This window comes from Enterobacter cloacae complex sp. GF14B, assembly GCF_004136805.1.
Taxonomy (GTDB): Bacteria; Pseudomonadota; Gammaproteobacteria; order Enterobacterales; family Enterobacteriaceae; genus Enterobacter; species Enterobacter hormaechei_C.
The window spans coordinates 1-19,760 of sequence record NZ_QFRV01000042.1 but is presented as its reverse complement, the minus strand read 5'-3'; the positions used below and the strand labels follow the sequence as shown (position 1 = coordinate 19,760).

At 41.4% G+C, this 19,760-nt stretch carries 18 protein-coding genes; 14 read left to right on the top strand and 4 right to left on the bottom strand.

The annotated features are described in order from the left end of the window. Positions 1-5 precede the first annotated feature (5 nt). The 11 genes from DD606_RS14775 (at position 6) to DD606_RS14730 (ending at position 14,977) form a co-directional block, all read left to right on the top strand. Positions 6-794, top strand: a complete 789-nt coding sequence (locus DD606_RS14775) for a TraE/TraK family type IV conjugative transfer system protein (protein WP_000783153.1) — start codon at positions 6-8, stop codon at positions 792-794. Further along, positions 794-2,065 (top strand): type-F conjugative transfer system secretin TraK, encoded by a 1,272-nt coding sequence (locus DD606_RS14770; protein ID WP_000592092.1) that lies wholly within the window; start codon positions 794-796, stop codon positions 2,063-2,065. Before DD606_RS14775 ends, DD606_RS14770 begins: the two co-directional genes overlap by 1 nt. Position 2,066: 1 nt before the next feature. Continuing rightward, the gene (gene htdO, locus DD606_RS14765; RefSeq protein ID WP_000521242.1) at positions 2,067-2,528 is read left to right on the top strand and encodes a plasmid transfer protein HtdO; all 462 of its coding nucleotides are present in this window, start codon (positions 2,067-2,069) and stop codon (positions 2,526-2,528) included. Further along, positions 2,518-3,873: an IncHI-type conjugal transfer protein TrhB gene (gene trhB, locus DD606_RS14760; protein ID WP_000351841.1), complete on the top strand. Its 1,356-nt coding sequence runs from the start codon at positions 2,518-2,520 to the stop codon at positions 3,871-3,873. The genes htdO and trhB overlap by 11 nt, the downstream gene beginning before the upstream one ends. 7 nt (positions 3,874-3,880) lie before the next feature. After that, on the top strand, positions 3,881-4,363 hold the full coding sequence (locus DD606_RS14755) for a hypothetical protein (RefSeq protein ID WP_058685169.1): 483 nt from the start codon (positions 3,881-3,883) through the stop codon (positions 4,361-4,363). Between the two features lie 118 nt (positions 4,364-4,481). Next, complete coding sequence (htdT, locus tag DD606_RS14750) at positions 4,482-5,234, top strand: protein-disulfide isomerase HtdT (RefSeq protein WP_182911723.1); 753 nt, start codon at positions 4,482-4,484, stop codon at positions 5,232-5,234. Between the two features lie 9 nt (positions 5,235-5,243). Next, positions 5,244-6,194, top strand: coding sequence for an IncHI-type conjugal transfer lipoprotein TrhV (trhV, locus tag DD606_RS14745; RefSeq protein WP_001022588.1), 951 nt, complete (start codon positions 5,244-5,246; stop codon positions 6,192-6,194). A gap of 8 nt (positions 6,195-6,202) precedes the next feature. Next, positions 6,203-8,884 (top strand): TraC family protein, encoded by a 2,682-nt coding sequence (locus DD606_RS14740; RefSeq protein ID WP_000387412.1) that lies wholly within the window; start codon positions 6,203-6,205, stop codon positions 8,882-8,884. Positions 8,885-11,432: 2,548 nt separating this feature from the next. Beyond that, on the top strand, positions 11,433-11,594 hold the full coding sequence (locus DD606_RS25980) for a hypothetical protein (RefSeq protein WP_001371949.1): 162 nt from the start codon (positions 11,433-11,435) through the stop codon (positions 11,592-11,594). Between the two features lie 1,128 nt (positions 11,595-12,722). Next, positions 12,723-13,976 (top strand): ParA family protein, encoded by a 1,254-nt coding sequence (locus DD606_RS14735; RefSeq protein WP_001050364.1) that lies wholly within the window; start codon positions 12,723-12,725, stop codon positions 13,974-13,976. Further along, a complete protein-coding gene (locus DD606_RS14730) occupies positions 13,973-14,977 on the top strand; it encodes a ParB family protein (RefSeq protein WP_001278838.1) in 1,005 nt (334 codons plus the stop codon). Before DD606_RS14735 ends, DD606_RS14730 begins: the two co-directional genes overlap by 4 nt. Positions 14,978-15,038: 61 nt before the next feature. Here DD606_RS14730 and DD606_RS14725 read toward each other — a convergent pair whose 3' ends face one another. The 4 genes from DD606_RS14725 to DD606_RS14710 are packed head-to-tail and all read right to left on the bottom strand — an operon-like array spanning position 15,039 to position 17,719. Further along, entirely contained in the window at positions 15,039-15,428 is a 390-nt protein-coding gene (locus DD606_RS14725) for a hypothetical protein (protein ID WP_000815011.1), read from the bottom strand. Then, entirely contained in the window at positions 15,425-15,946 is a 522-nt protein-coding gene (locus tag DD606_RS14720; RefSeq protein ID WP_000598517.1) for a hypothetical protein, read from the bottom strand. Before DD606_RS14720 ends, DD606_RS14725 begins: the two co-directional genes overlap by 4 nt. Continuing rightward, positions 15,939-16,775, bottom strand: a complete 837-nt coding sequence (locus DD606_RS14715; protein ID WP_129258804.1) for a hypothetical protein — start codon at positions 16,773-16,775, stop codon at positions 15,939-15,941. The genes DD606_RS14720 and DD606_RS14715 overlap by 8 nt, the downstream gene beginning before the upstream one ends. Next, positions 16,772-17,719, bottom strand: coding sequence for a metallophosphoesterase (locus DD606_RS14710; RefSeq protein WP_000718595.1), 948 nt, complete (start codon positions 17,717-17,719; stop codon positions 16,772-16,774). The genes DD606_RS14715 and DD606_RS14710 overlap by 4 nt, the downstream gene beginning before the upstream one ends. A gap of 363 nt (positions 17,720-18,082) precedes the next feature. Between DD606_RS14710 and parM the strand changes: the two genes are divergently transcribed. The 3 genes from parM to DD606_RS26465 form a co-directional block, all read left to right on the top strand. Beyond that, positions 18,083-19,120 (top strand): plasmid segregation protein ParM domain-containing protein, encoded by a 1,038-nt coding sequence (gene parM / locus DD606_RS14705; RefSeq protein ID WP_000818954.1) that lies wholly within the window; start codon positions 18,083-18,085, stop codon positions 19,118-19,120. A gap of 11 nt (positions 19,121-19,131) precedes the next feature. After that, the gene (locus tag DD606_RS14700; protein WP_001151875.1) at positions 19,132-19,644 is read left to right on the top strand and encodes a hypothetical protein; all 513 of its coding nucleotides are present in this window, start codon (positions 19,132-19,134) and stop codon (positions 19,642-19,644) included. Positions 19,645-19,665: 21 nt separating this feature from the next. After that, positions 19,666-19,760 (top strand): hypothetical protein (locus DD606_RS26465; protein WP_047353200.1); only part of this gene is annotated, 95 nt, incomplete at its 3' end.

Below are 19,760 nucleotides of genomic sequence, written 5' to 3'. Positions count from 1 at the left end.
TATGAATGAAAATGCTAAGTGGCATTAACATACCTTTTTTCAAAAAATCTAAAAAGGATGAAAACGGTGATCTTGAACAGTCATACGTAAAGAAAGATGAAAGTGCTAAGGGACGTTTTTTGGACATTAAAAAACGATTTAGCCCACAAGCTGAAGCGTCAGGTGCTGGAATTACATACAGCGCCCTGATTAATCGTGATACAAAACTTATCCGCATTAATACTGTTTCAATAGCCGTCATTGGGTTATTGGTTGCAAAGATTCTTTTTTTCACTGACCCAGTGACGATTGTTACCCCTCCAAACATGAATGAAGAGATCACGGTTGTTGGTAACAAAGCATCGGAATCTTATAAAACACAATGGGCTCTCTTTTTTAGTACCCTTTTAGGGAATATTAATCCAACTAATATTTCCTTTGTGACGGCCTATGTCCTCGATGCCCTTTCACCTGAACTACAGGCTAAAACGAGTGAGTCTTTACAGGAGCAGATAAATATCATGCAGGCTCGTGGTGTTGAGCAGACCTTTAAGCCTAATGATATTTACTTTGATCCAAAAAATGACATGGTCTATGTCTGGGGTACCAAAACGACTCGACTTGTAAATGTTCCGGACAAAACTGAATCATCGAAATGGACTTATGAATGGGTTCTCGGGATGAAAAATGGTCGCCCAAGAATTGCATATGTAAATCAATATTCCGGAACACCGAATATTAAAAAAATTACGATAAACGGCAAAGAGCAACTGGCAACGCTGGATAATCCGCCACCGTCTACAGGTAACAAGTGATGATTAAAAAAAAGGGCTTAGGCTTCAACGCAATTACAGCATTGATCATGCTCACGACTTCGAACTGCGTAATCGCTGAAGAATACCAATTGCCAGCAACAATTAATAACCCGGTTGTAATGCCAGTTGGTGCTGACGGATTTCAGAATGGAGCTGCAAAAGCCATTATTCCGGGTCAAGCTGGTTCTGAACAGTCAGGTGCACAAACAAACCTTAGTGAAGCCGGTAATGCGCAGGGACAAAAACCTACAACTGATCTCCCTACCGTGCAACTTTCCCCAGCCAGCAATGCTTCGCCTGCGGTAAGCGCTATTACTGGAGCATTATCAAATAATCCTAGTCTCCCCGGATTTGACGCACAGACCCGATCTGGTGCAATTGATAGCTATGGGAGACCAACAGGTACCTCTTCCCAGCAGAATGCAACCAATGCGACCGCCACGTCAAAAGCCGATGAACTTTATGTCGAAGCTCGTAACCGATATAAAGAAGTTCAGCGTGTAAATGTGCCGCCTGGTGGGAATGTGGTACTGCCAGTTTCACGAGGACTTCAAAACAGAATATCGACCAGCTTCAAGAATGCTTCTGTCAGTACTTCTACCCCTGCTGAAGAGGCAAGCATATTTGTTAATGGTGGCGATGTCTTTATTTCAACTAATACCGATAAACCAATCGGGATTATGTTGTCTGAAGATCAGGTACCTGAATCGACCTATAACCTGACCCTGGTACCGCTTGATGTTCCCGGTGCGATGATTTCAGTTACTACATCTTTAAGCCCATCTATGCAAGCCAAACGTGAAACCTCATTGGATAAGCAAAACTATGAGGAAATGTTGGCCCGCTCCCAGTCAGAAGAACTGGCTCCAACGGATCCAAAACAAGACGATCATAAACAAAGAATCATTGATTTATTGACTCCTGTGGCTCTTGGTGAGGTCCCTTCAGGATTCAGTTTACAACAGGACCGACTTTCTCGTATTCCTGCGCCAGAGCAGTCACCATGTAACTTTAATATGTATGCAAAGCTCGGTCAGAGACTGGTTGGCTCACGTGAACTTATTGATGTAATTCTTGTGAAAAACGATAAACCATACGGTCAAATCGTTGCTGATCAGCAGTGTATGGCAGAAGGCGTTATTGCAAGTGCTTTATTTGATAAAGCATACCTGCAACCGGGAGAAGAAACAGAGCTTTACATAGTCCGGGATAAATTGTTCAAGGAACGCGAGGCCCGGGTTACAACCAGACCAAGTCTAATCAGAAAATAATATGGGAAAAGTTACTTTGCCTGCTCTGCTTGGGGCCACCGTGATTGGTTTTGTCGTATTTGCTTTAACCAGCTTTTACTACAGGTCAGAATATATACCAAAAAGGAGTGTATTAATCGTTCCGGACGCACCCATTAGTATCGAAGATGGCAGTAACGCTTTTCCCGTTCAGACAGTAATAATGAACGATCCAACTCTTATTGATAAATTTGTAGGAGAGGGCAATATTAATGAGGAGAATGCTTTTGACTATCACAAAAGTAACGTTTTGGAACCTAATTACAAACATGAAATATCTAGAACGAGCCAGATAGATAAAGCTGAAATGAATCATCCATCTGTTCGTGAAAACTGGGCCAGAGCAGGTGAACCCTATATCGTTCCTCAGATGTCTGACAGCGAACGAAATCTAAAAATTAAACGATTCCAGAAACCTACAAGTGGAGCTAATCATGGACATTAAAAAGGCCTGGGAAAATAAGACCGTCAGACTTTCTGTTATTGGCGCTCTGCTGGTAGTGATTGTTTATATTATTAGCCAGTCTATTTTTTCCACACCAGTTAAGAAAGAAAAGAAAACACAGAAAAAAGACATGCAGACCAATTTGTTGTTAGATGATTCGCAAATGAACAAATTGAGTAATGAAGAAAGCCAGAAAGTATATAAAGAAATGGTTAAGCAAAACCGACTTGACCAAAATGCGGCGAAAGAGGACCGCGAAAAAGCAGAAAAAGCCCAACAGGAAACTAAAGCCCAAGTTGCAAGTTTAACTTCTCAACTTCAGCAGCTGTCTCAGCAAATTAATGATATGCAGACAAATCGAAACGGCAATCGTAACTTGGATGCTGGTAGTTCGCGTAAAACGATTAATGAGCAGGCACCGGCAGCTCCTTATCAGCTTAATGCTAATGCGCCGATTAATGGCGTAAACCCTAATTACGCTTCTATCACACCTACGCGTAATAGCCCAATGAGAACAATCACACAAAGTTCCATTAAGACTAATGGTACCGATGGTGTCATTCAGGTTATGCCCGTGTCTGAAAACAGAATCAAGGAAGGCAGAGAGGTCATTGCAGGAGATAAAGCGCCAACTCGGACTGTACGAGGTGATGGTACTGCGCCAGTTGATAGCAAAGCGCGGCATGCTGCCCGAAAAGATGAAATGTTTCTTCCGGCAACATCTATTATCACTGGTGTTCTGATTACCGGGCTTGAAGCGCCTACAAGCCTTTCTTCCAAATCAGAACCAATGCCAGTAACGATGCGTATTAAAAAAGATGTCATCATGCCCAATAATTTCACCATGGATTTGCGTGACTGTAACCTTCTGGGTTCAGCTGTTGGTGATCTGGCGTCACAGCGTGCTTACATACGTGCCACTTCTATCTCTTGTGTTAATTCAAAAGGGAAAGCTTTTGACGTAAAACTGGAAGCATATGCTGTAAGTGAAAATGACGGAAAAAATGGGATCCGAGGCACGCTTATCAGCCGAAATGGTAACGCAATTGCAGGAGCTGCATTTGCCGGTGGACTTTCTTCACTTGCCGGTAGCTTAAGTCCCAGTAAGGTATCTTCACTTAACATCGACCCTAATTCACAGGCTCAGTATCAGTCCCCTAATTTTGGTGCACTTGGGGCATTAGCCGGGGCTGGTGCAGCTCAAGGTGGTCTTAATCGACTCGTCGATTACTACACCGCAATTGCAGAACAACAGTGGCCAATCGTAGAAATTAGCCCTGGCCGAGCTATTACATTTGTCGTTCAGACCGGAACTACAATTCCAACGAATCTGACCAGTCGCTGAGGTTTAAATGGATAGTTTAGAAAAAAAAGAATCGCCTGAATCAGCTGGACCTGAAATCACTAAAAAAATGGTGCGAGAAAGGACAACAAAAAAAATTACCTTCGAAATTGATATTGAAAAAATATTGAAGTATTTATTTTTCTTCGCCTTTGCCGTATTGGTCATTATTTATGGTTATAAAGGCTTTATGAATGTTTACGATTACTTCAATAAACAATCCCAGCCTTCGTACAAGATTGCAGTGCTTGACATGTCTGAATTACGTAAGGAATTTTTCAAGCATCACGGAGGCCGTACTGCTGACAATGATAGATCTCAATTCGAAGAATATTTCAGAACATTAATGAAGATCTACCGTGACCGTGGCTATTTAATTATTGATGCAACGCTTGCCGTTACTGTACCGGATAGTGTTGAAATCGTCACTTATATGGAACTTGAAGATAGCTCTGAAGCGGTACAATCAAGTTCTTATAATGCAAAGAAGTAGAGGGCACCCAATAGTGAAAAAGTTACTTTTCCCTTTAATGGCGGCTTTCGCCATTATGGCGAATACGGTCACTTATGCTTCAGAGCAGGTCCTAACTAATAGTGATGCTGCTGCGTTAATGGCAAAGGCAAAGGAAGGTGGCGTTTCACCCAGTCAGATCTCGGGTGTGTTATCAAAAATGAAAGGATATAAACCTAAGGATGCCATATACATTCCTTCTGGTGGGCTATACCTCTTTCAGGACGAACGTTCGCAGCTAATGGCAGTAACGACCGATGGCCGATACTCCCTTACTGGGGGAAGCCTTGTTGATGTAATTAAACGTAAACCTGTTCTGACTGTAGAAGAAATCAGGAATTCCTATTTTATTAGTCTTGATGAGGCCCCCTTCCCTCTGGAAACTGTAGCGTCCATTCCTCTGGGAAATTCAAAGCTTAAAAGACAAGCAGCCATTTTCATAACACTTGATTGTGACGGTTGCATGGAACTTGTTAAGAAATTCTATGCAGATCGGGACAAGTATCGGATAGATATTGTTTTAGTTCCCTCACCCGGTGAGCCAAAAGAAGAGCTTAGAAGGCTCTGGTGTAGTAAAGAAAAAGGAAAAATAAACAACCTCGATATTCTTCGTTGGCTAATGGGAAGCAAATCCGACATTGAAAAAAGATTGCTCTCTCAAAAAGAAGCAGAAGAATGTCCGGCGGAACCTTTGGTAGCGTCATTGATGCTCGCAGGAATTTATAAATTGCAGGGTGTACCTTCAGTTGTCAGACAGGATGGTTTGGCTGGTAATGGCATTCCAAAAGATTTCGACTACTGGTTGAACCAAAGCGTTGAACCTCTCTTAAAAAATCCATTTGAGACAAATTAAGGCTAGTTTATGAACATCAAAAGATTGGTACTCAGTGCTCTGGTTGTAGGTACATCCTCATATCTTACGGGGTGCTCCATCGGTAGTTCCGAATCCGAATGTCCAGGCATTGAAAAGGGCGTTATCTGTAAAGGTCCTCGCGAAGTTATGGAGTTAACTAATAATCGAGATGATCTGTCTGCACTGGCGGGGGAAGAGTCGGAATCGGGAAAGGAGAAATCGGCTGTCAATGACAGCCGTTATCCAACTGAAATTAGCCCTCCAGGGGAAGTCAAATATCCACAGTCTACTACCCTTAAAAATCAGCCTGTGGCTTATTCAAAAACCGAAATTAAGCCAGTTGGTCAGTTACCTGTCATGTACGATAAAACTTTAAAAATGGGTGCCCCTACTTCATCCATTGGACCACGGCCTATTTCTGGTGTACCGGTTAATTCAAACGTAAGGATGACTAGCAGTTATAGCACTGCCTCTTCAACTGGTAACCCTTTCGTTCATCCGGCTGCGGAAGTCGTTAAACAAACAAGCTATCCGGTTTCTGCTGGAAATGCCCCACGCTACGTTGCACCTAATTCTGATATCAGCCCTGGTAAGGATATGTACTCTCTTTACAATGGCCAGCCCGTTAACCCGACTCTCAACCCTGGGCAGATCCAGCAATACCGTTCGCAAGGTTATAAACAAGCTGTAGTGGCTCCTGAACCACTTGCTGTTCTGCAACAGGGGAAAGTAATGAGAATTACTTTTGCACCTTATACCGATGATAACGATGCGCTTAATCTTCCCGGCTACGTTTATGTCAACGTAAAACCGCAAACATGGATTGCTGGCAAGAATTCGACCTCAAACCCAGCTCGCATAGTTCCTTTAGAAGTACAGGATGCGGCCCGGGAAAATATGCAGCAGCAACAAAAAGCAACTAAAGCTGTCTCTTCGAACGGCATTGTTAGACAACTGTAAGGTCAAATATGGAAGCTATCAATAATTACAATAGCGGTTTAAATCGCCATCAATTAGGTGGGTTTATCCCTGTTTACGATCAATTAGCAGGGACTCACTATTTTTTGATTGATGGCAACAGATTAGGGTTTATGTTTATCTGTAATCCATCCCCTGGAGTTTTTGATAATCAGCAAGATGTTCTTGCTGAAATGTTCAAAATGGATTTCCCTACAGATACTGTCTGTCAAATATCTCTGACTGCATTGCCAGACCTGACTTTACAGCTTAGTGCTTGGTCAGCTGTGCGAGGTGGGCGTATGACTGGGAACGATAAGCTTAAAGCAGATCTGCTTAATGGTTATCAGTTGGACTACTACGACAGAAGTATGCATAAGCCTTTAAAACCTGATCATGATAACCTTATGTTGAGGGATTTTCAGGTATGGATCTCGCTATCGATTCCTTTACAGTCTGCCCTTCCTACCGAGCTGGAACATTCGCGTATCGATTCACTTTACTCTGAACTTGTAAGTAAGTTAATTACGATTGGATTGCATCCGTTTAAGGTCGATGCAGAAAACTGGCTCTATTGTATAGATAAGGTCGTAAACCCCGGAAAGAACTCCCGGTGGGCTGAAGGTTTCATAGACGTTAACACTATGAAAAGGCTTAATGAACAAGTTAACGTTCCCGGCCGTAAGTATACAGTCACAGAAAATCATTTCTCATCAGTCACACAAAGTGACGACGAATCTGAGCATCGTTACTTCAAACAACTTTCCGTTGTAAAGTTTCCTGAATACGTCAATTTCGGTTGTATGTATGAGTTAGTAGTTAACTGGATGCATGGACGTAAGACAATTTTCAGCCCATTTATGATCACTCAGACTGTTCAGTTTGCCGATCCGCTCAAGTTGTCAAAAGAAAACGTCCGCTACAAAGCAATCACTAATAAACAGGCAAGTATACCTTCAGTTGTCACATTCTGCCCTCGCCTGCGGGATATGGATAATGACTACATGGCCGTAACTCGCGAGCTTGAGGATGGCGCAAAGCTTTTAAGAGGGTATCTTACTTTCACTGTTATGGGTAGTAATGCCAATTCTGTGCAGACAGCAGCTAACGATCTCAAATCCTTTTACCTCGAAAGCCGGGTCAAAGTAGCAGATGATTCCTTTATCGTTTTCCCGTCATTTATGTCATGTCTGCCAATGTGCAATGACCCAAAGACAATTTTCGACCTTGACCGTTCCGAAGTAGTGAGCAACACCGGAGCGGCTCATATGACACCGATCTTTGGGCCCTGGAAAGGTAATACAGATAGACCAGTACTGAGTTTAGTTTCTCGTGAAGGTCAACTCATGGGACTTGATATTTTCAAGACTTCTGCAAGCTATAACATGGTTATTGGTGCAACGTCAGGTGCAGGGAAGTCATTCTGGACAGCATATCTAATCAATAACTATCTTGGAGCTGGACCGCGATCTAATAACCTCGTTCATTATCGCTCAACATTTAAGCATTTTTTAGAAAACGAATACCCAGATGATGATCCTGACGGTGCTCAAGTATTTGTTGTGGACGTGGGCCGTTCTTACCAGGGGATTGCGGAACAATATACAAACAGTCAATTTATTGATTTCGGTAAAACCCCTGACTTCACCCTAAATCCCTTTGCCTTCCTAACTGACATCACTGTTAACGACGATGTATTTAACGAAGCACCTGAATTTACCGGTGAATCAACTTCAAACGATGCAGAAAAAGACAAAGTTGCTCAGACCATAATGGTTTTGAATCAGCTAAAAATTATGGCTTCAGAGAAAGGCCTTATCGATGATTATCAACAATCAGTGATGCTTCAGCTTATTGCAGAAGAGTACCAAGAATCCAGAAAATCAGGTCGGACCGGTTCAATAACCGGCTTTGCTCTGCGTTGCAAGAAGCATGAAGACAAACGTATAAAGGATATTGGGGAGCAACTCGGAGCATGGTGCGAAGGTGGAATTTATGGGCACCGGTTTACCGATACGTTGCCTCCAATCAACTTCGACAGCAGATTTATTGTTTTGGAACTGGAGGAGCTAAAAGGCACCCCCCACCTTCAGACAGTTGTATTAATGTCTATCATTCAGGCTGCTCAGCATGCAATGTTCATCAAAAAAGATGGGCGTCGTCGCTTGTTCATCCTTGATGAAGCATGGGAGTACATTCGTCCTGATAATTCATCAGGTGCCGGAAATCAATCAAACCAATTCTTCTCTTCCTTCCTCGAAGCGGCATGGCGTAGGTTCAGGAAAACAAACTGCGCTGGCATCTGTATCACACAGTCGTTTGAAGATTATTTTACTTCTTCTGTTGGCCGGGCCCTGACTGCTAACTCGCCTTGGAAGATAATCATGAAACAAGAAAAAGAAAGCATTGAAGCAATGAAGGCTAATAAATATTTTTCTACTTCAGATGCAGAATATGAACGTATGAAAAATATTCGTACAGTCAAAAAGGTGTTTTCAGAGATGTTAGTCAGGTTCGAAAACTTCCAAGAGATCTGTCGGTTATACGTAGACCGGAAAATGGAGCTTTGTTTTACTACGGATAGTGCTGACAGGAGTAAATTATGGGAAATTCAAAGCCGCGAGAATTGTAGCTATGGCGAGGCAATAGAAATTCTCTATGCTCAAGAAGTAGCAGCGGGTTTGGCCGCGTAGAGTAAATATCTTCAAGCAAAAATAATTAAACCAGATGTCTCATAAGAATCTGGTTTTTTATTGTATGCCTTAAGTAAACAAATGAGGTTGTGACTTAATGAGTTCATCACTGTGCTGCAAATTTTGGTTTTATAATTAATGTGGTGTAAAAACAGTGACATAAATACAAATCGCAGTTAGGTTGTGTACGCATTAAGTAAACAAAATTTATAACTTCAATACTGACATTATAAGATGAAAATCACGTAAATTACATTTTTGTTTACCAAAGGTAATCAAAGTAGCGCGGCATTATTAGTGAAAACAGATCACTGGTGTCATTTTGCATACAAAACTTAATATCCTTTAATCATTCTTCTAAAAGTTTATTATTAACGGTTTGGTTTCTGAAAATTTATCCAATTTGCTCACCGAAGACTTTTAACTTATTTAACCCCCTTTATCGCCAAACTGTGATTTTCTAATGTTAGTCTACAGTTCTAGGGCCCTTGCTCCCATGATGCGAATCCTGCCACCTAATAAAGATTAACGCCTCATTCCTGTATGCCGGTCTTACGACGCCAGTGCACGGACTATTTTTGGTCATCACAAGGACAGGCGGGAGATTTAATCAGGGCGTGGTGTTGCTGAGCAGCAGCTGCGGCACTGTAAGCCGAAGGCGGAATTAACTCCTTTATCACCATCTGGGGACGTCATTATGGGTAGCCCTTTTAACTTGCTCAGGACCATTAAGCTAAAATTCCGGATAGCGATTGACGTAAGATTTAGGCTAAGCAGGTAAAGTGATCCCCGCTCCCGGGGTGACAACTTTATACAAAAGGCCGAGCGGAAGATTGTCCTTAGGGAATATTTCTTTAACACAGCACGGGCACTTACTCACGCTGCCGGATTTAACCCCCTTAATCGCCAAACTGGGGTTCTGTCCTCATGCTGGCCTTCAGTTCTGGGCGGGGTTGCTATCACTTGCTCCCTAATGCGAGATGTACCTGCTGATACAGATTAACGTCATATTCCTGCGTGCCGGTCTGCCGACACCAGTGCACGGGCTTTTTTCGGTCATCACATTACCGGGCAGGAGATTTTATCAGGACGTGGTGTGACTGAGCAGCAGCTGGGGCACTGTCATCCGCTTGCAGATTTAACCCCCTTAATCGCCAAACTGGCGTTCAGTCCTGATAGTGTCCTTCCGTCCTGGGCAGGGTTGCTAACACTGGCTCCCTTAATACGAAATGCGCCTGCTGATAAAGATTAAAGTCACATCACTGCATACCGGTTTGCCGACTCCGGTGCATGGCCTTTTCCGATAATCACAAGGACGGACGGGTGATTATATCTGTGCATAGTATGTCTGAGCAGCATCAGAAGGCACTGTCAGCCACTGGCAGATTTAACCCCCTTAATCGCCAAACTGGCGTTCAGTCCTGATAGTGTCCTTCCGTCCTGGGCAGGGTTGCTAACACTTGCTCCCTTAATACGAAATGCGCCTGCTGATAAAGATTAAAGTCACATCACTGCATACCGGTCTGCCGACTCCGGTGCATGGCCTTTTCCGATAATCACAAGGACGGACGGGTGATTATATCTGTGCATAGTATGTCTGAGCAGCATCAGAAGGCACTGTCAGCCGCTGGCAGATTTAACCCCCTTAATCGCCAAACTGGGATCAGTCCTGATAGTGTCCTTCCGTCCTGGAGAGGGTTGCTAACACTTGTTCCCATGATACGAAATGCGCCAGCTGATACAGATTAACGTCTCATTGCCCATGCCGGTCTGCCGACACCGGTGCATGGCCTTTTCCGATATTCGCAAGCACAGATGCTTGATTTTTTCAGGGTGTAATATACCTGAGCAGCATCTGAAGGCACTTTCAGTCGCTGTCAGATTTAACACCCTTAATCGCCAATCTGGGATTTTATGATGTTAACCTCCAGTTCAAGACCCTTGCTCCCATGATGCGAACCTTGCCACCTGATAAAGATTTACGCCTCATTCCTGTATGCAGGTCTTACGACTCTAGTGCACGGACAATTTTCGGTCATAACAAGACCTGGCGGAAGATTTAATCAGGCGTGGTGTGACTGAGCAGAAGCTGGGGCAATGTCAGCCGCTGGCAGAAAAAACCCTTATTCGCCATCTCAAACCGTCATTATGGGTAGTCCTTTTAACTTTCTCAGGACCATTAAGCTTAAACTCCGTTTAGAGAATGACGTAAGATTTAGGCTAAGCAGGTTAAGTGATCCCTCTCCCGGGTTGAACACTATATTCATCGTACGAGCGGAAGATTGTCCTTCGGGAAATATTTCTTAAACACCGCTCGGGATCTTATTGCCACTGGCGGATTTAACCCCCTTAATCGCCATACTGGGGTTCTGTCCTGATGCTGGCCTTCAGTTCTGGGCTTGGGTTGCTATCGCTTGCTCCCATAATGCGAAATGTGCCTCCTGATACAGATTAACGTCATATTCCTGCGTGCCGGTCTGCCGACACCAGTGCACGGGCTTTTTTCGGTCATCACATTTCCGGGCAGGAGATTCTATCAGGGCGTGGTGTGACTGAGCAGCAACTGGGGCACTGTCAGCAGCTTGCAGATTTAACACCCTTAATCGCCAAACTGGGATTCTGTTCTGATGTTGACCTTCCGTTCTGGGCGGGCTTTGGTTTACTAACACTTACTTCCATAATACGAAATGTGCTTGATGATGCAGATTAAATTCACATTACTGCATACCGGTCTGCCGACACCGGTGCATGGGCGATTTCCGACGATCTCAAGAACATATGGGAGATTATATCAGGGAGAGTAGTATGCCTGAGCAGCATCTGAAGGCACTGTCAGCCGCTGTGAGATTTAACCCCCTTAATCGCCAAACTGGGGTTCTGTCCTCATGCTGGCCTTCAGTTCCGGGCTGGGTTGCTATCACTTGCTCACATAATGCGAAATGTACCTGCTGATACAGATTAACGTCATATTCCTATATGCCGGTCTGCCGACATCAGTGCTTGGGCTATTTTCGGTCAAAACAAGACCTGGCGAGAGATTTAATCAAGCGTGGTGTGACTGAGCAGCAGCTGGGGGCACTGTCATCCGCTTGCAAATTTAACCCCCTTAATCGCCAAACTTGGGTTCAGTCCTGATGTTGGCATTCCGTTCTGGGCGGCGTTGCTATCACTTGCTCCCATTATGCGAAAAGTGCCTGCTGATACAGATTAACGTCATATTCATGCATGCCGGTCTGCCGACACCAGTGCACGGGTTTTTTTCGGTCATTACAATACCGGGCAGGGGATTAAATCAGGGCGTGGTGTGACTGAGCAGCAGCTGGGACACTGTCAGCCGCTGGCAGATTTAACCCCCTTAATCTCCACACTGGGGTTGCCTCCTTAAGTTGGGTTTCATTTCGGGGTGAGGTTGCTAACTCTGCTCCCATAATTCGTAGTGTGCCTCCTCAAGAGATTAACACCTCATATCTTTAGACTGGACTGACGACAACGGTTCACAGTTAGGAAACGTATATCAGCACACCGGTGAGATAGATTTTAGGGTCTAAGCAAGAAATAGGGTAGGCGTGAAGATTCATTAATGGAGCTCTTAACTTCAAAGCGTAGAGAAGGAGACAAGAATCGTGGTTTAAACAGGTTGTGCATTAGGTATGGACTAGAGAGTCTGAGCTCACATCTGCAAGTTAAGCTCACAAAAAATCATAAAAAAGTAAACAAACATTAGCTTAAGATTGAAACTAAGGATAGAATTGTACGCATAACAAGGAAATGGACGCATTATACGTAAAGTTTACATATATGCGTAAAAGTCGGTTTTCAGTGCAAAAAGGTCATAACCATGAATTTACTTGAAAAGATCGCCCTCGTTGGTCAGCGCATGAAAAGCGAGCAGATTTCTCTAAAGGAATCTCTGATGGCTTCATCAAGAGTATCTGTTTCTGATGATAGTGTTGATGGTGTTGATAGACTGATCTATAACCACTGTTTGAATAAAAAAAATCTCTCTGATTTTTTTGGGAAGTCACGAGTAACGTTCAATAAAATACTTTCGGACTTAGAAGAAAAAGAACTTGTTGGTGCACCTATTTATCAAAACAAAAATCATCTTTACACCCGCTGGGATGTTCAAAAAATAATGGATGCCCTGGGTTATCCCAAGTACCGCGATCATTACTTTAGCAGAGCTATTGTTACTCAGAATCATAAAGGCGGTACAGGGAAAAGCACTACATCTGTAGCTTTAGCAGTAGCAGCTGCTTTAGATCTACAACTCAATGCACGTGTATTAATGATCGAATGGGACCCACAAGGTTCGATTGGAAGCAGCATGATTCAAAGTGTCTCAGAAGATGATGTCTTCCTTACAGCAATTGATGCAATCCTTGGAATTTATGAAGAAAATTCTGAGTATAAAAAATATTTAGATTCAGGATTCTCTGAAGAAGAAATCATCACTAATATGCCTTTTTCAACGCATCTGCCAAACTTGGACGTAATAACGGCTTTTCCGACAGATGCTCGTTTTAAAGATAAATACTGGCAATGTTCTAGAGAAGAACGTACGTCTTTGTTACTACGTTTCAAGGAAGTTATCTTACCGGTACTGAAGCAGAACTATGATTTGATTATTATAGACACTCCACCTGAAGATTCACCTTTGATCTGGGCTGCTGACGAAGCGGCCGATGGGATTCTTGTCGCAGTGTCACCACGTGAATATGATTACGCCTCTACTACAGACTTCATGCTTACAATAAGTGAAAGGTTTAAACAATCACCAAGTAAGGGCGACAATTTAAAATGGTTCAAAGTTCTTGCTGTCAATGTAGATGACAAAAGTCCATATGAAAGAATAGTTTTGGATAAATTAATCAGAACTGTTCAGGACCTTTTGATGTCCGCTAACATAAAAAATTCTGAAGCATTTAAGGCAGCTGCTTCCAAAGGGCGTACAGTGCTTGATATCAAAAAATCAGAGGAACTTTGTTCCGCAAAGCAGCTTGATGTCGCAGAAGAATCTGTATTACAGGTATATCAGCAATTTATAAATGAAATAAAAAGTTTTTCAGCTAAGCAAGGAGTTAACGCATGAGCGATGAGCAACATATCGGGAATGATAAATCTCGATATTTAAACGCACCAAAGCGGACAGAAGTCGGTCACCGTTCAGGTCTTGCGGGTTTGAAAACAGCACCTCGCATAAAAAAGTTATTCACTCTTCATAAGGGCCGGAGACTTGAAGCGGAACATGTGATTGTTCCAGCCCAGAGAGTGGAGAAGGAGACCTTAGTCCATCCAGCGAACCCACGAAATCAAGAAGCCCTTACAGATTATTCTGTTAGAGATATTCTTAAGCAGATTGAAGAAAGAGGGGTCGATACCGAAGGGATCGCTGTAAAAAGAGATGGGGTTTATTTATTAATAGAAGGAAGTCGCAGACGTTTCTGCTGTATAAAGGCAGAAAAGGATCTCCCCCTGTGGGTTCTTCCGGATGAACTAACCGAAGATGATATAAATTCAATTATATCCGCAGCACAAACATCTCGAAAATTTTCATATAGAGAAGTTGGGTTTCAATTTATCAAAAAAATGGAAGAAAAAGGATTTTCTACTAATGAAGAACTCGCAGCATATCTTGGGATTAGTCATGTATCGGTAGCCAAAAGAATCCAGGCGGCCCGTATTGACGAAACATTGATCTCTTTATTCCCGGATTATGAAGGAATCCCGAACTCCTATTATAGTCGCTTGTCTCGTTTACAGAAATATGTGCAAAAAAATCTATTTCCTTTAGATGAAGTAATAGATAATGTTAAAGAGGAAACAAAAGATTTAGACATTGGAGATCTCCAGGTTGCTCAAAAAGTTGTAATGGAAAAAATCACACAATCTGTGGAAAGTGTTTGTGAAAAAACTTATTCCACAAAATGGGAAACAAGTGATCTTATTACTTTTGATAACAAAGATAAGTATGCAAGAATCAGTAAAAACAATACTGGTAGAAAAATTCGCTTTGAATTCAATAGGATAAATGCGGGTTTTATTAAGGAACTAGAGGAGTTCATAAAAGAAAAATTAAAAGTATCAGAATAAATATTGAACTGCATCTTTATGATGCAGTTCATATGATTTATATTTTTAATTTCTTGTTATATTAATATGGGGTGTGCGCAGGTTCAGACATATAAGGTCTTAGTTCTATATGAACAGAAGCGCCATTCCCATCATTTACTACGTTTAAAGGTGCTTTTCCCGGCAATGACATAGTTGCAACGTCAGGTCCAGAAACAGCAAAATTATTTTCTGCTGAAGGCATTACTGTAAAAATCTTTATAGCAACATTTTCATGTCTAAATAATGAAATCCCAAAAGTAGAACCAGCTTCGGTATTGCTCACGTCCACAACCACAGGGGTTTTTCCTAGATATTCATTAGTTAGTATGTTTTTTACTAATGCCCCTTCCGGGACAGTATAGATACGGTATGGATATGCTAAAGCCGTGTGACAAAAACATATTAAAATAACAATTAATGTTTGTTTCATAGATTATCCTCATTCAAAAATAAAAGATATAACTCTTGAAAATCGTGGTTAGTAATTAGGTCCGCTTTTCCGGGAAAATCGTAACTAACAGAAAATAAAAGCGAAAGCGAATCTTTTCCTTTTGCTTTGGGAGAGATTCTGCTAAAAGCACGGTTAATAAACATAAGTTGATCTTCATTGTTGAAGCAAAGTCCAAGCATTCCAACCGTAGGAACTACGAATGTGCTTACGCTGCCTGGGGGCAAAAGTTGCTTACTACGGGCATTGTAAGCACAACGACTACCACCTAGCGTTAGGCCTGAAAGCTCAATAAAACTTCTGGTTCCATTCTTGGCGACAAGCCAAACATCAGTTCCTGAACTTTCGACACGTAAAGTAACTTTTCCGTCAGTAAAGGCCTCACTTTTATTGTATAGAATAGGGTCAAAACCAACTGTCGGGAGTTCTTCGATTTTACTTTCTACTGACTGACAACCAGTCAGTAATGCAAACAATAAAAGTGTGATAACTTTAATCATCCCGCTTCCTTAGATTGTTTTTGGCGCTCGTTATAAAAGATAATGATTCACCGGGGTAGAGAATTGTTTCTTTCGTCCAATAACCATAACCACCGAGGATATTTTTTCTTTTCTCAATATAAACGGGTTCAGAAAATACTAAATGTTGATATTTAGGAAGAGATAAGATTTCATATTTTCCTTGTCCAACTAAGAGGTAATTCTTCTCTTTAGGATTGATGGTTACTGAATTACCAACACTTTGAGGTATGTTAAGTTTTTTTATATTTAGGTCAGAATAGTCAGGAACGGACACTTGATCATTAGACGTATTTCCGGGAAGAGTAAACCCTTTACCCTGATCCGGTCCAAAGATGGCAATTATATCTTTGTTGTTTCTTGTGATCGAAACGATAGCCTGAAGGGGCGTATTAGCAAGGTCATTTATAAACGATATAGTTAGACTTGATTTTGGCTCGACCCAAACAATGCTTTTTCCGGATGTGCCTTCGCTTAATGCAATTTTTTCATTTAGTAAGATTTTATTTTTGGCAATGATATTATACTCAAGTTTTGGTATCACAATAAAAAGTGATTCTTTATTTGAAACATTCATGATTTCTAAGAAATTGGTTTTGGTCATGCTGGTCTTTAGAACAGGCCTATATTTACCATTTATAAACCACCTTCCGTTTATAAGCTCCGCTTTAGCAGATATAAGTGAATCACTTTTCTGTGCGGCAGAAGAAAAAGCATCTTTTCTATGCTCTTTCTCTTGATGTGGTGCAGCTGCTGCGTGAAGATGCAAAAGTAATGTTGAAATTGAGATAATCTTCCAATTTATCTTCATCTTGTTACCTCAATGTTGTTTTCAATCGAATCGAGTTCTAAAGGATAGGTTTTAAGTGAATAAAACTTGTTTGTTGTTTGTATTAGCTGATGACACAATAAAACTGGATTGTTCTTCATGATTATTTCTACTAATGTAAGTGCTGGTGAGTCAGTTTGCGGTATACCCGGAGCAACTATTACCTGGTCTTCTAATTTTGACATATAGAGTGATCCAGTATTTATATGCAAACAATTACCGATCAGTACTGGAAGATTGTTTTGAGTACGACCATGGGCTTTTCGAATGCTGTTTACAGGATTCCTACCTAGGACCATAAGGTTGACGTCATTTATCATCATTGGTATTACGGCATGGTCCATACCGAATAGAAACTGGCTCTGAAAAATATTCACATTGGCATAGTTGAATGCTTGAAGCGCATTATAAGTATCAGTGAATGATGTGCGGATAGGGGCGTAATCAGAAGGGCAAACCCCAATTTTTATATCGCCTTTTAGTAAAATCTGCATCATCGTACCAAGCTGGGTATTAAGAAGTTTTTTTACCTCTTCCTCTAAATAGTAACGATTCACAGCTTTATGCCACTTTCCGCCCATTACACACCATCTCTCATTGAGGTATGTGCTGGGGTAAAATGTTCTCCGGTCTTTGTTTAATGGTAACAATTTTTTTAACATTTCTTCTCCGGCTCCGGCAGCTGAGAAATGCCTCACAAAACGTCCATCGAAAAAGCCACTGTTTATCGCCTTCATCAATTCTATGGGTTCCGGCCCATAGTCAAACAAATTTCCAGTAGAGAAAATTACTATCTCTTCTTCTGGCTTTGTAACTGATTGGATCAAGTTGCACAGCGCAGAGTAATGTCCATGAGGATCTGCCAGAAAGAAAATCCTTCCGGAGAAGTTTGTAAGGTCTATAGTTTGGACGTGCTCAGCTGCCATAAATTCCTCTACGTATGTTTACATCGATGATACGGTATTTCGAACTATGATTTTTTTACAAAAAGGCGTCATTTTGGATTCTAAGCCTAAGGACCTTTGTTACTTACAGGTAAAGGCCCCAGTCCTGGCTCTCAAACAGTTCATACTTAGGATGCAAAGTAACTTTCTGATTATAATTGGCTCCTTTATAAACATGGTTAATACATGAATACAGGAAATTTAACGGTAAGGTATTTAAAATGGAAGGATGCTGAAATAACATAGACTTACGTATTTTTTTAATAGTGTTAATGTTGATAATAGGTCACCATTAATGTATAAAGTTAATATCTAATATGGTCCTATTAATAAAAGAGAGTTTTTATGGCTGAACTATTAAAATCTGAAAGTCCTGTTTCACCATCAGTGCAGGATATCACTGAAGCTTTAAAAATCGTTGTCGATGATGGAAGTAAAGCTGCAAAACTGGTTTGTCTTAATGAAAGAAACGAATTAGTTCCCTTGCTTACACAAAATAGTTTTGTTCCAGATTTCCGTGTTCGCCATGAGGGTCTCAATCCTTTTAACTATCTTATTGATGGGCTGGAAAGGTTTTCGCATCACAGCGAATCTAGTAACTCACTGGAATCGACTGATGTATCTCACCAATACGATGAAATTAGCCGGTTAAATGTTCACCATGCACTTCATGCTTCTGGTTTAGTTCCTCAGGATGTTCACCTCTTTGTTACTTTACCACTTAGCCAGTTCTATACTGCTTTAGGGGAAACGAATATTGAAAATATTCAGAGAAAAAAAGATAATCTGATGAAACCAGTAGAGCGTTATCTTGACGGTAAACGCTATTCTTTTAACGTTTTGTCTGTGACTGTTTTCCCTGAATCTTTACCAGCTGTGACCCGGGCAGATGAAATTGAGGATATTGCTTCATTTGAATCAAGTTTGGTAATTGATCTTGGTGGTACTACTCTTGATGTTGCAAGTATTACTGGGCAATTAGAACAGATTTCGAAAGTAAAAGGTTTTGACCGTATTGGTTGTTCTATTGTTTACGATGAGATCAGCAGGTATCTTGAATCTGAGAAACTGAATACGAGTAATGCTTACATTCATCATCTTGTTGATAATCGTCATGATAAATCAGCTTTGAAGGTTGCAGAGGACAAGCGTGACGGTGTTTTTGATGCGGTAAACTCTGCGGTACAGAAGTTGCAAAGTAAAGTAATCAGAGCGGTTACACAAGTCGAAGAGAGGCCTCATAATGTTTTCCTTGTTGGGGGAGGTTCATATCTCATCGAAACAGCTATTCGTAAACATTTTGAAACGGCTAAAGTTATCATGGTAGACAATCCGCAGTTCGCATTATCTTTGGCAATTGCTGATACTATTTATTCAGAATAATGAGCTAGAACATGGCTAAATACCCTATCTCAAATAAGGCAGATAACGACCGGATTCAGATCCGGTCTTTCTGGATATCCGAAAGAAAAGCACCCTATGTTTATAGTTTCTTGAAAAAAACAGAACTTTGTCATAGGGGTGACCAACTGGATTTAATTAGGTCGGCTATTAGTACCGGGTTGGTATTAAATAATTTATTTCCTGACTTGGCAAATTTTATAAATGGTTTAAACGAAAGATTAACACTTGCAGATCTTAATAGGTTTCTGAATGATGGAAATACTATAGATACTGAACCTAAGCCTCCTATTAATGTATTGCTAGAGAATGTCTTAGATCAAAAGTTTAAGGAGTATTTAACACCTCTACAATTAGATAATTCAAAGCAGGATTCTGTTTCTGTAAAAGAAACCTTCCTTGTACAAAAGGAACATGCCTGCTTTGGTGTGAAGATTGAAAATGAGGGAAGCGATACCTCTATACCATCTGAAAGCCCACTTTCTTCAGGTGCATGGCTTTGTTGAATAAATCGAACTTTTGCTGAGTTGAAGGATCAGATCACGCATCTTCCCGACAACGCAGACCGTTCCGTGGCAAAGCAAAAGTTCAAAATCACCAACTGGCCCACCTACAATAAAGC